We start from the raw sequence: 12,936 nt of genomic DNA, 5'->3' as shown, positions 1-12,936 counted from the left end.
TAATTCTGAAAGGACTGAAATCTGGTATGAAATTGAAAAAATCAAGAGCCGGTCTCCCTCATATCAAGACACCTTTTATAATGTATGGTTTAATAGTTGTCCTGTTGTTTTCGCTAATACTAGCCTCTGCTCTCGGAGAAGTAAACATACCTTTTATACAGACCATCAGAATTATTTTGAAAAACTGGGGTTTATTGGGTGAAATTGAGTTCCCCTCAAATTGGGAAGCTATTATCTTTCATGTGCGCCTGCCAAGAGTTATAACAGCTGCAATTGTAGGAGCCGGGCTTGCAGCTTCAGGAACCGTAATGCAGGGTATGTTCAGAAATCCAATGGCTGATCCTGGTATACTAGGTGTTTCCAGTGGAGCAAGCCTTGGCGCGGTAATTGCTATAGCCCTGGGGTTTGCTTCAAAAAGCATCTTCCTGTTACAACTTTTTGCATCCTTCGGGGCACTTTTGGCTTCTTTTTGCATATATTTGTTGGCTTCAAAAAAAGGGAAAACTCCTCTGGTAAATTTAATACTCTCTGGTTTGGCAGTAAGTATGTTCTTGAACTCTGTTAATACAATTATTCTGACCTATATTCATGGTAACCAGGTAAAACAGTTTTTGTTCTGGACAGCCGGAAGTTTAAATGCCACTATGTGGGAAGATGTAAGAATTTCAGCCGGTCCGGTTATTATAGGTATAATAGTGTTATTTTATTTTTCCAGAGATATGAATGTTCTTTTAATGGGTGAAGATGAAGCACAATCTGTAGGGATGAATACATCAAGAACACGTAAAATTCTTCTTCTGGTTTCATCCATAATTACTGCTACAGCGGTATGTGTAAGCGGAACCATAAGTTTTGTAGGCCTTTTGGTTCCGCATATTACCAGACTTGTAGTAGGACCCGATCACAGAAAACTTTTTCCCTGCAGTATTCTTGGAGGTTCTATATTTCTTGTTATATGCGACCTTATTGGAAGAACAGTTGTATCCAGGGAAATTGGAGTAGGTGTGGTTACATCACTGCTGGGTGCCCCTTATTTTCTATTCTTGTTAAATAAAGCAAGAAAAGAAGGAGACATATTCTAATTTTTTTCTTCTTCTATTAACCTGTCTAGTATTTCAGCAGCCTTTACGATTATGACTTTACAGCCGTATTTTTCCGACCTGTAGTTTTTCTTAAGAGGGGCACAGTCAATTGAACTCATTTCTTTATTGAACTCCGCGAATAACTTTCTTGTAAGTCTCTTTATCCTGTCACTCTCATGAGCGCGGTCTGACACAAACATTTTCCCTAAAACCATTATTGCAGCAGTAAGAGCTCCGCATTTATCCTCAATTCCCATTCCCCCTCCAAAACCGGAAGCAAGCTTGAGAGATTCCTTGTCCAATCCCAAACTGTAAACTATATTAGCTCCCTGCAATATTTTCTCTGCGCAGTTTAAATCTTCTTTTTTTCCGAAATCCTGAATTATTAAATCTTTAAGCATGTTCAGACTCCCTTCAAAAATTTCATTTTTCTTTAACAAGTATATAAAAGTCTGCCCCCTGGACTCTGGTACCCTTTCCTGGCTGAATCTCTGTCCCTCCAATGTAACTGAATATAAATTTAATTTTTACATGCTGATTTTCGTCAGTATAAATCATATCTTCCTCATCTACAGCACCACTTTCAGGATATTTTTTGCGAAGCTCGTCCAGAAAGCGGGACAGCTCAATTGTATATATCATTTCATCATCCCTGAATATCTTTAATACTGCAGTTTCATAATTATACTGGACTTTCAGTCTGTCTAACTCTGTCTGCTCTTTTACCATCCTAAAGTCGAAGAAATAATCAAACCCAGAAATATCTATTGCTCCGGTTAATTTATCTGAACTGTATGAAATATATTTCCCAATTTCAGGTATTTCAGGTTTCTGATATGGAAATCCAAATACTTTTTCCATATCGCTCAGCTTAAAATTTTTATCTAAATATTTTACATCACTTAAACTGTGATTTTGCTCAAAATACCTGAGTATCTCACTGATCTCACTCTTATCATACTCAGAAATATTACTTTTCGCAATTATTTTACCATCCTTTAGCATTTCATTTCTAACCATTATCTCTGTCAGCCTGTTGTTCTGACTATATTTTGAAACGGCAAAACTGCTTAACGGTCCGAATACCGATAATATTGATACTATTGAGAGAGATGTTAATATAATAATATTCCTTCTTTTTCTTTTAAAGCTGATAAAAAGCATCATTGCTGAAACCCATATCCCCAGTACAATTACATAATATCTGTTTTCTGTTATTCCGTATGCATTTATTCTAATACCCATTGAAATAAACATCATGACCAGTACTGGCAATATAAGTTTGGGAAACCAGGCAATAAAAATATTTACCCATTTGTTGTCTTTAATTTTTGAAATAAGAAATATCAGGGCAACACATAGTGCAGAATACCAGATAACCAAGTGTGAAACCAGACCTACAGGCCACTTCCATGTTATTATTATCTTGGCAAAATAAATATATAAAATAACAAGATATACTACCACCAGCGGTATCACAATGTATAAAAGAAGTATTCTTAAATAATTGGGATAGGGATAGTCTTCAATATTTTCATTATATTCAGGTATTCCTGCTAGAAAAAAAGTAGAAGAAAATATACCTACAGTCAAAAGCCAGGTATAATAGTATATACTGCTTCTTACAGTAATCCCTAAAAGTTTGTCTATTGTAAACAAAATGGCGGCAAGGCCAAGAAATAAAACTGCAGAATAAATACAGGTAATGAAAAATCTTGTGAATATTTTAATTACATATAATTCAATAGAATCCCTTTTATTGAGAAACGGTATAAAAAGAAAGCAAATATAAAGAGAAAAGCTTAGTCCAATATATCTCGACATACTTGCATTATTTATTACATTTAGCAGGTACGAGTAATAAAATCCAAGAAAACCCGATGCAATAATGCAAATAAGCATTTTTGCAATAATCGAAATCCTGGTGTACTTCTCAAATAATAACTTAATTGAAAGTGAAATTGGTATTCCAAGAGCCATAACAAGAGCAATTCTATTTAGTATTTCAACTGCAGGATGATTATAACCTAAATTCAATCTGGCTTCAGATGATGATATTAATACAATTGCTATAGAAAGTGAAAGAAGTAGTGTTACAGGAAATCTCTTAATACTTTTGTAAAAGCCTGCGAAGCTTTTCATGACAGGCATCATAATTATCATATGTATTCCTCCCCATGTAAGATAATAATATAACACATTTATGTTTTTGTCATGCTTATAATATAGTTTGTCCTTCAAATAACAAATTAAGTTTCACATAATGATAATTTAATTCTTCAGACTTAATAAATTAGGCGATTGAAATTCCATAAAATTACACTCTAATTATATGATAACATTTATAGAAATAAATACTTTTTGTGCTTATTTCCGATTATTTAATATCTTATAAAATATCAAGTTTTATTAATTTTTCAGCATAACCACACATGTTTGTTAAGTACAGCGGAAAAAAAGTTTATTAGAAATCACCCTTTATACTTGATATACTTGACAAATTATACTATTAGATGTATTATTTTAATACCCCCACTGGAGGGGGGGATATATAGGAGGTGTATATGTGAATACAGAAAAGAAAAAAGCACTTCAGGCATTAAAAACCTCAAAAGGTCAGATTGAAGCGATAATTAAAATGATTGAAGAAGGACGATATTGTGTTGATGTGTCCAATCAAATTATGGCTGCACAGTCACTGCTGAAAAAGGCTAATTTGCTCATTTTGAAGCAGCATATGAACCATTGTGTTAAGGAAGCTTTTTTAAGTGGCAACGGAAATGAAAAGGTGGATGAAATAATAGATATACTGTCAAAAATAATGAACAAATGATTTATGGAAATATTTGAGGGTAACATATTATAGACAGTTCTAATTCATGTATTATAAATATGAGGAGTAATTATTATGACCAATAAAACATTAAAAATAGAAGGAATGACCTGTGCCGCCTGCGCGAAAGCAGTAGAAAGGGCAGCTAAAAAACTTGATGGCGTTGCAGAGGCCAGTGTAAATCTTGCTACTGAAAAATTAAGTGTAAAATATGATGAATCAAAGGTTTCTGTTGAAGATATTCAAAATGCTATATCCAAAGCAGGGTATAACGCTAAAACCGAAATCATAACTAAGACTTTAAAAATAGAAGGAATGACCTGTGCCGCTTGCGCGAAATCAGTAGAAAGGGCAGCTAAAAAACTTGATGGTGTTACAGAGGCCAGTGTAAATCTTGCTACTGAAAAACTAAATATAAATTATGAGCCAACAATGGTAAGAATTTCAGATATAAAACGTGCAATAGAGAAAGCCGGTTATAAAGCCCTGGAGGAAGAAACTGCAAAAGATTTGGATAAGGAGAAAAAAGAAAGAGAAATAAAATTGTTGTTTAATAGATTTATTATATCCGCCATATTCACCATACCACTTCTTTATATAGCCATGGGACATATGATAGGGCTTCCCCTCCCCCATCTTATTGATCCAATGGCAAATCCTACAGCTTTCGCATTATTACAGCTACTATTGACTCTACCTGTTATAATTACAGGCAACAAATACTATACTGTTGGTTTCAGGACACTGCTTAAAGGAAGCCCTAATATGGATTCACTTATAGCAATAGGAACCTCCGCAGCATTTGTTTATAGTGTTTTTGCTACAATTAAGGTTCTGAATGGAAACAGTGAATACTCTTTGAGTATGTATTATGAGTCCGCAGCTGTAATTATTACTTTAATAACTCTGGGTAAATATCTTGAAGCTGTTTCTAAAGGAAAAACCTCTGAAGCTATTAAGAAACTTATGGGCCTTACTCCTAAAACTGCAATTATATTAAGAGATGAAATTGAAGTAGAAATCAGTATCGATGAGGTAGAACCGGGAGATATAATAGTTGTCAGACCTGGCGAGAGAATGCCCGTTGACGGAATAGTGGTGGAAGGTACTACATCAGTAGATGAATCAATGCTAACAGGTGAAAGCATACCGGTTGAAAAAAAACCGGGGGATAATATAACCGGTGCAAGCATAAATAAAAACGGTACTATTAAGTATAGAGCAACCAAAGTCGGCAAGGATACCGTCTTAGCGCAAATTATTAAGCTGGTGGAAGAAGCTCAGGGGTCTAAAGCTCCCATTGCAAAGCTGGCCGATGTGATTTCAGGCTACTTTGTTCCGATAGTAATTGTACTTGCAGTCTTATCCGGCCTATTATGGTACTTCGTGGGTAATGAATCGGCAGTATTCTCATTAACAATATTTATTTCGGTTTTAGTAATTGCCTGCCCTTGTGCCCTTGGTCTTGCAACACCAACGGCAATTATGGTTGGTACAGGCAAAGGTGCAGAATACGGTGTATTAATAAAAAGCGGAACTGCTCTGGAAGCCGCTCATAAGGTACAAACAGTAGTGTTGGATAAAACAGGTACTATTACCGTAGGCAAACCTGAAGTTACAGACATAATTATTTCCAATAATATGATATCCCAGGATGATTTATTACTTCTTGCAGCCTCTGCAGAAAAAGGCTCTGAACATCCTCTGGGAGAAGCCATCGTAAAAAGTGCTGAAGAAAAAGGGCTGGAATTGGTAAAACTTGACTTCTTTAATGCAATTCCAGGCCATGGGATAGAAGCCAAAATAAATGGCAAAAGTCTACTGTTGGGAAATAAAAAACTTATGACTCAAAACAATATATTTACAGAGGACTATGAGGAAACATCAGACAGGCTGGCAAGAGAAGGGAAAACTCCTATGTATATTGCCATAGACAAAAAACTTGCAGGTATAATTGCCGTTGCCGATACAGTTAAAGAAAGCAGCAAAAAAGCGATAGAAAGGCTTCACAAAATGGGAATAGAAGTGGTTATGATTACTGGAGATAACCGTAGAACCGCAGAAGCAATTGCCAAGCAAGTAGGAATAGACAGGGTTCTTTCTGAAGTATTACCTCAGGATAAGGCAAATGAGGTAAAAAAATTACAGGCTGAAGGTAAAAAGGTGGCAATGGTCGGTGACGGCATAAATGATGCTCCTGCCTTGGCTCAGGCAGATATTGGCATAGCAATAGGATCAGGTACCGATGTAGCCATTGAATCAGCAGATATTGTTCTTATGAAAAGTGATTTGATGGATGTTTCTACGGCTATACAATTAAGCAAAAGTACAATTAAAAATATCAAAGAGAATCTGTTTTGGGCCTTTGGCTATAATACTCTGGGAATACCAATTGCCATGGGTGTACTCCATATTTTTGGCGGACCTCTTTTGAATCCTATGATTGCAGCTGCCGCAATGAGCTTAAGTTCTGTATCGGTTGTTACAAATGCGTTAAGATTAAAGAGGTTCAAACCAATATAAAAACCGGCTTATATAAAGTATTTTGGAAGTAAATGTAAGATAATTGATTAGAAATAATTAAATAAATAAAAATAATGAGAAAATATAACTGAAAGGTTGTGTATTTATGAGAAAAAAGATATTGATTGAAGGTATGAGCTGCAGCCATTGTGTTAAACATGTTGAAGAAGCTTTAAGAGAAATTGGCGGAGTTACTTCAGTGAAAGTCGATCTTAAAAGCAAAAATGCCATTGTTGATCTTGCCCATGAAATTGAAGATGAAAAATTCAGGACAGTGATAGATGATGCAGGATATGAAGTAACCGGAATAGAAATTTTATAGACTACAAACCGTAAGGTGCATATATTAGATATGCACCTTTTTTTGTTTTTTGACACCAAAAGTGCAAGGCGCTATAATCGACAATTCAGCCTTTGAAAGTTGAAAAAATTAAATGCAAAAGCAGACTTGCTTCGAATGGAAATTCAGTGGGGGTCTTACAATCCCCCACTGAACAAGGTTGTTATTATAATTTGCATCAATTCAGCTCCCGATTATAGAAGCGAAAGACTTCATGATGCCTGGTTAATTTATTTCGAGTTATATAAATTTGAGTTCCGAGTTCAAATAATTCTTCAATAACAAATATTTATTAATAATTTACTCAAGTGCAAATTCTATTTCCGTTGTTAATTGATCTTCCTCTATCTTTTCGTCGCCTTCTTCAAATATAACCATAACTGTTATTTTTGCCTTATATTTCCCCGGAGCAACTTTCTCCCCTTCCTTATTGGTCATATCCCATTCATCCTGCCATTGTAATGATTCACCAGGATTAATGTCTTTAAAAAGGAGAGCCATAGTGAAAAATTTATCATCTGAATATCTGTATACTTCTTCCCTATTTTCATCAGTTATACTTATTTCAAATTGCTGGCCAGAACCAAATTTAATCTGCTTTGATTCTGTATAATGATTTATCAGTTCAAAATCAAATACAACTTTATCATCTTTTATTTCATAATTTCCCCTGGTTTCAAATTTACCTTCGGAAATATTTTGCTTTTCAGAATCTATTTCATTTTTTATGGCTCTATCAGTATTACTAATTAAGGCAGCCAGCTCTCCATAAGTAACATTAGCTTTGGGATCAAAAATTCCTGAACCTTTGCCAATAGCAATTTTTTTCATATATGCCAGAGTTACACTGTGGTTGTATCTTGAATCAATTTCATGGGTATCTGAGTAAATAAGCATTTGTATAACAGCAATATCATTTAAATCTATACCTGTCTTTTCAGCCCATATTTTTACTAACTCATGAACAACCGCTTCCCTGGATAATGAATCTGGTGCACTGTCATAGTCTTCATCCAAGACAAGTTTAACAAGATAATCAAAATCCTCAAGTTCAATAGCAGCTTCAAGATCTTTGTCCTCAAAAACCGATCCGGCATTATATTCTTTTGATAATTGGTCTATGTATTTTTCAGACCAATGATTTAATTTGTAACTGATGGGTATTAATTTGTCTTCTTCTGATAAAGGCTGCATATTTTCCGCCTTTGCCAGAACAGGAATCGTCAGAACTGTACATAAAGCTCCTGCGATAATAGCATTTCTTAATTGATGTTTTTTCATAAAGTGATACCTCCGTTTACTTGTTGCACTTTTTGTTTGTATCTTATTAGTCGAAAATAAAAACAATTTGTTCCTCATTTCTGTTATATTAAATATAAATTTTGTGTAACAAAATCACAGTGCAATCATTGAATCACTTTTAATATATCACCGGCACTGGGAGGACATCCTTTCACATAAATATCTCCGCCTTTTGCACAATTCCCTATTCCTATTCCCTTAAAAGTTTTTCCTTTATAACCCTGTCCGATATATAGTTTATCTTTTAACAGGCTTAATCCGCCTTGTTCATCCAGCCTTGCCAAAGCATGAATAAGGCTTCCATAGCATGCTGAACAGGCACTGTCTTCATTAATATATTTAGCCAGCTTTTGGATCTTCCGGGCAGAAGAAATCCTTTCAGTAACAGAATCTTTATTTATTTCAATAATTTCGGCTTTCGCAAGATCAGCACTCCCTACGCCCAAAGCCTCAGCTAATTTTATATATGGAATATCATCAATATTAATACCAATGAGATCGGCTGCATAGGAATCAACCAAAACCGGGTCCTTTGCTACAATAATACGGTTCATTTGAACAGGATTTCCACCCTCTTCAAAGCTTAAATCCCCCATAATACCATCAACAATAATCAGATCCTGCTTCAGAATTTTATTCAAACAGGCAATTGGCTTATGCAGCCCCATTGAATGAAATCTCCTTTTTTCACTGTCAGGTATACATCCTTTTAAATTTTTAAGTGCACATGTCAAATATGTCTGGCAGTGTCCTTTTAAAACAGGAACATTGATCAGGTAATCCAGTTCCATGGCTTTATCACATATATTTATACATATACCATCTATTTTATATTGCCTGTAACTATCTCGCTGCAGGTCAATTAATGGGACATTATAGTGCTTTGACAAATCTACATACCCACACTCTTTAAAAGCCCGGCTTGTTCTATCTCCTACCCATGAGCCTTCAAGAATAGTCAAATTATAAAATCCTTTACAATTCAGATATTCTATAATTCCTGCCACAATTTCAGGTGAAGTTGTTGCTCCTGAAGTAGATGGTTTGGATACTACTAAATTAGGTTTAATTCCAATAAGTGAATTTTTGCTTTTTATATTATCCTCGATATTTAAGTAATTTAAAATTTCCAGTACCATCTTCTTAGGAGTATTGCCATAAATAACAGCAAGTGCATTCTTATTCATTTTCCCCTCCATAAATGTGCTTTAATGAATCAGCTTTGATAAATTCTATCATAGCATAATTAGCTAAAAAATGTATTTTATATAAGAAAAAAGAAGTAATTTCCCAATATATTAATTGTTTAAAATTTGACAAACTTCTTTGGGTTTAATATAATGAATATGCAGTTAAAACTTAATACTATTCGTTCTGACTTTTTGGGTACGTCCCGAATAGAAAGGCGAGTGAACAGTTTGTTAATATTTGTTACTAAATACAATAGATGTTACATATGTTCCCACGCCTTAAGGCGTGGGTTTTTTTTAGAAGTTTTAAATATTGCCGAAAGGAGGTAATTATTTTTTGGATAACAGGATTTCGATTATCAGCATAATAGTAGAAGATACTTCAGTTTCAAATGAAATAAATGAACTTCTTCATCAATTTGGTGATTATATTATTGGGCGAATGGGTATTCCTTATAGAAACAGAGGTATATCAATAATATGCGTTGTTCTTGAGGCTCCCAATGATGTAACCAGCTCCCTTTCAGGAAAGTTGGGGATGATAAAAGGAGTAAGTGTAAAAACTGTTACTTCAAAGAAGTAAATTAATATGGAAACAGATAAATCAAAAAATATATTAATAAATTTATTTATAAAAGGAAGGATTGTTATGAAAAGAAGAATTAGTTTAATTTTAATATTTGTATTAGTATTTGTTATACTGGCAGGTTGCCAGGGAAACTCAAACAACAATGGAGAGTCAACCGGAAATAATTCAACAGCAGAATCAACTGTAGATACAACAGAAGAATCAACGGCTGAAAAGTCAGAGGATACAAATGTAGATAAATTAGAAATCCGCATTGCAGGTCTCAAAGGCCCAACCTCAATAGGTATGGTTCAGTTAATGGAAGCAGCTGAACAAAAAAATACTTCCAACAATTATACATTTTCCATCTTCGGTTCAGCAGATGAAGTAACTCCCAAGTTGATACAGGGAGACCTGGATATTGCTGCAGTTCCTTCAAACCTGGCCTCAGTATTATATAACAACACCCAGGGAGCTATTCAACTCCTGGCTGTAAATACTTTAGGTGTGCTTTACATTGTTGAAACCGGAAATACAATTACATCTTTCAATGATTTAAAAGGTAAAACCATCTATTGCACCGGCAAAGGTTCATCTCCCGAGTACGGACTGCGCTATTTGTTAAATGAAAACGGAATTGATCCGGATAAGGACATTACACTGGAATGGAAATCTGAACCTACAGAAGTTGTATCTTTGCTTTCACAAGCAGGCGGTGGTATAGCAATGTTGCCACAGCCGTATGTTACCGTTGCTCAATCTAAACTGGAAAATTTACGTATTGCCATTGACATGAATAAAGAATGGGAAAATCTTGATAATGATAGTCTTATGATTACTGGTGTGCTTGTTGTAAGAAGCGAATTTGCTAAGAATTATCCCCAGCAGGTTGAAGTATTCCTGAATGAATATAAACAATCCACCGAATATGTAAACAATAATGTGTCAGAAGCAGCTAAACTTGTTGAGAAATTTAATATAGTAAACGCTGCGGTAGCTGAAAAAGCCATTCCTTACTGTAATATTACTTATATAGATGGATCCGAAATGAAAACTGCAATGGAGGGGTATTTAAATGTCCTTTTTGAACAGAACCCTAAATCAATCGGAGGAAAGATGCCCGGAGAAGACTTCTATTATTCAAAATAACAAGAAACTTGAAAAACTGGCGGCTGTAATAGCCGCCCTTGCTATTTGGCAGATATGTGCATCTGCTATTGGAAACTCACTGCTTCTGGCAGCTCCTCTGGTTGTGGCTCAAAATCTGCTGCAATTATGTATAAGCCTGGAGTTCTGGAGCACTATTTTATTTACGTTAGCCAGGATTGTTACAGGATTTTTAATGGCGCTGGCTGTGGGTATTATTTTTGCTGTTGCCGCAGGCCGCTTTCGCATTGTTGAAATTTTATTACAACCATATATAATTGCTATTAAATCAACCCCTGTAGCCTCATTTATTGTACTGTTCCTTATTTGGATTAGTTCAAAAAGTCTGTCTGTTTTTATTTCTTTTCTCATGGTCTTGCCCATTGTTTATACCAACGTCTTACAAGGTATTAAAAGTACAGACGGAAAGCTTCTTGAGATGGCAGACCTGTTCAGGGTAAAATGGTGGAGAAGACTGCATTATATTTATGTTCCGCAGCTTAGGCCATATTTAATTTCTGCATGCAGCCTGTCTATCGGAATGTCGTGGAAAGCAGGCGTAGCTGCTGAGTTAATCGGAATACCGGAAGGCTCCATAGGAGAAAAACTATATGAGGCTAAAATCTACTTAAGCTCAAGTGACCTCTTTGCCTGGACAGTTGCAATTATAGTTATCAGTATTCTCTTTGAAAAGCTATTTATTTATTTACTGAAAGCCTTTTTTAGATTGTGGGTGAAATCTTAAATGGATATTTCTATCAACAATATTTCTAAGAGTTTTGGCGATAAATTAGTTTTGCAGAATTTTTCAACAATAATATATGAACACCAATATAATTTTATTATGGGTCCCTCTGGATGCGGAAAAACCACGCTGCTAAATATACTAATGGGATTTCTTTGTCCGGACAGCGGCACCATCACAGGTGTTCCGGATAAAAAAAGCGCAGTATTTCAGGAAGACCGGCTTTGTGATTCCTTTAATGCAGTTTCAAATGTACGTATGGTATGCACAAGTGACATTGACACACAAACCATTAAGGAACATTTAGCAAGTGTAGGAATAAAAGAAAACAGCATTCATCTGCCGGTATGCGAATTAAGTGGTGGAATGCGGCGCAGGGTTGCAATAGTACGTTCTATTCTTGCTGAAAGCGAAGTAATCTTTATGGATGAACCTTTTAAAGGACTGGACACTAATACAAAGCAGGTGGTGATACAGTATGTTAAAGAAAATACTCAAGGTAAAACAGTTATATTGGTTACACATGATCCTGATGAAGTAAAAGAATTTGACGGTAATTTGGTCTCCATGGATATTATTGAAAAATAATTAACTCTACCATTTTTACCTTAATACCTTATGTTCCCTCCTTAGTATTCTAAAAATCACAAATAATATATTTTTTATTCATTGGAATAATAAAAATATGAACCTGACAACTTCGCAATAATATTTGACAACTTCAATATTAAAAGAGGAGGGATTTTCATGCCAAATGGAGGAGATTCGCAAAACTATTATTTTGGCCTTTCTGGATTTCTTTTTGGTGCAGTTGACAGTAGTGATATATTTGATGGTTCAAAGATTTCTCATGATTCCTATAAAGTATATGTAAATAATGATTATGTTGGCGACAAGATTTTGTTTGGGCAAAATGAAAAGATAGAAGACCTGGAAAAATATCTGAAAAATCAGGGATTTGAAAATTTTTCCACCGAGCTTATAGGAAATCAATATTTTATTAAACCAGCTGAAGATGAATATTACGATATGAAGAATACACTGAATGTTTATCTTCACACGAAATAAGCATTAATACAAAATTTTTGCGGCATATGCGGCAATATGATGCATATGCCGCTTCTTTTTACATAATTTTCTTCATTTTGAACTTTTTATTATATATCATAAATATGATAAAATAAAATTAAGTATAATATAATATCCA

General features: G+C 34.8%; 13 protein-coding genes. 9 read left to right on the top strand and 4 right to left on the bottom strand.

The window, feature by feature from the left end:
* Positions 1-26 precede the first annotated feature (26 nt).
* A complete protein-coding gene (locus GXX20_01190; GenBank protein HHW30282.1) occupies positions 27-1,082 on the top strand; it encodes an iron chelate uptake ABC transporter family permease subunit in 1,056 nt (351 codons plus the stop codon).
* Here the strand turns inward: GXX20_01190 and GXX20_01185 are convergent.
* The gene (locus GXX20_01185) at positions 1,079-1,483 is read right to left on the bottom strand and encodes a C_GCAxxG_C_C family protein (protein ID HHW30281.1); all 405 of its coding nucleotides are present in this window, start codon (positions 1,481-1,483) and stop codon (positions 1,079-1,081) included. The two genes, GXX20_01190 and GXX20_01185, sit on opposite strands and share 4 nt — an antisense overlap.
* A gap of 22 nt (positions 1,484-1,505) precedes the next feature.
* Positions 1,506-3,245, bottom strand: a complete 1,740-nt coding sequence (locus GXX20_01180) for a DUF4153 domain-containing protein (protein ID HHW30280.1) — start codon at positions 3,243-3,245, stop codon at positions 1,506-1,508.
* Between the two features lie 403 nt (positions 3,246-3,648).
* Between GXX20_01180 and GXX20_01175 the strand changes: the two genes are divergently transcribed.
* The 3 genes from GXX20_01175 to GXX20_01165 all read left to right on the top strand — a co-directional run bounded on the left by GXX20_01175 (position 3,649) and on the right by GXX20_01165 (position 6,760).
* Positions 3,649-3,915: a metal-sensing transcriptional repressor gene (locus tag GXX20_01175; protein ID HHW30279.1), complete on the top strand. Its 267-nt coding sequence runs from the start codon at positions 3,649-3,651 to the stop codon at positions 3,913-3,915.
* 75 nt (positions 3,916-3,990) lie between these two features.
* A complete protein-coding gene (locus GXX20_01170) occupies positions 3,991-6,438 on the top strand; it encodes a copper-translocating P-type ATPase (protein ID HHW30278.1) in 2,448 nt (815 codons plus the stop codon).
* A gap of 106 nt (positions 6,439-6,544) precedes the next feature.
* Entirely contained in the window at positions 6,545-6,760 is a 216-nt protein-coding gene (locus GXX20_01165; GenBank protein ID HHW30277.1) for a heavy-metal-associated domain-containing protein, read from the top strand.
* A 318-nt stretch (positions 6,761-7,078) separates the two neighbouring features.
* Here GXX20_01165 and GXX20_01160 read toward each other — a convergent pair whose 3' ends face one another.
* Positions 7,079-8,059 (bottom strand): hypothetical protein, encoded by a 981-nt coding sequence (locus GXX20_01160; GenBank protein HHW30276.1) that lies wholly within the window; start codon positions 8,057-8,059, stop codon positions 7,079-7,081.
* Between the two features lie 125 nt (positions 8,060-8,184).
* Entirely contained in the window at positions 8,185-9,267 is a 1,083-nt protein-coding gene (locus GXX20_01155) for a DUF362 domain-containing protein (protein ID HHW30275.1), read from the bottom strand.
* Positions 9,268-9,607: 340 nt separating this feature from the next.
* On the opposite strand from GXX20_01155, the gene GXX20_01150 reads away from it, so the two are divergent.
* From GXX20_01150 to GXX20_01130, 5 genes are all read left to right on the top strand, one after another.
* Positions 9,608-9,853, top strand: a complete 246-nt coding sequence (locus tag GXX20_01150; GenBank protein HHW30274.1) for an iron-only hydrogenase system regulator — start codon at positions 9,608-9,610, stop codon at positions 9,851-9,853.
* Positions 9,854-9,919: 66 nt separating this feature from the next.
* On the top strand, positions 9,920-10,987 hold the full coding sequence (locus GXX20_01145) for an ABC transporter substrate-binding protein (GenBank protein HHW30273.1): 1,068 nt from the start codon (positions 9,920-9,922) through the stop codon (positions 10,985-10,987).
* Positions 10,914-11,729 carry an ABC transporter permease subunit gene (locus GXX20_01140; protein HHW30272.1) on the top strand — a complete coding sequence of 272 codons (816 nt, stop codon included), beginning with the start codon at positions 10,914-10,916 and terminating at the stop codon, positions 11,727-11,729. The genes GXX20_01145 and GXX20_01140 overlap by 74 nt, the downstream gene beginning before the upstream one ends.
* Positions 11,730-12,317, top strand: a complete 588-nt coding sequence (locus tag GXX20_01135) for an ATP-binding cassette domain-containing protein (protein ID HHW30271.1) — start codon at positions 11,730-11,732, stop codon at positions 12,315-12,317. It abuts the gene before it with no gap.
* A gap of 159 nt (positions 12,318-12,476) precedes the next feature.
* Entirely contained in the window at positions 12,477-12,797 is a 321-nt protein-coding gene (locus GXX20_01130) for a hypothetical protein (protein ID HHW30270.1), read from the top strand.
* Positions 12,798-12,936 lie beyond the last annotated feature (139 nt).

It is taken from the genome of Clostridiaceae bacterium, assembly GCA_012840395.1.
Classification (GTDB): domain Bacteria; phylum Bacillota; class Clostridia; order Acetivibrionales; family DULL01; genus DULL01.
This window is presented reverse-complemented; position numbering and strand designations above follow the sequence as displayed.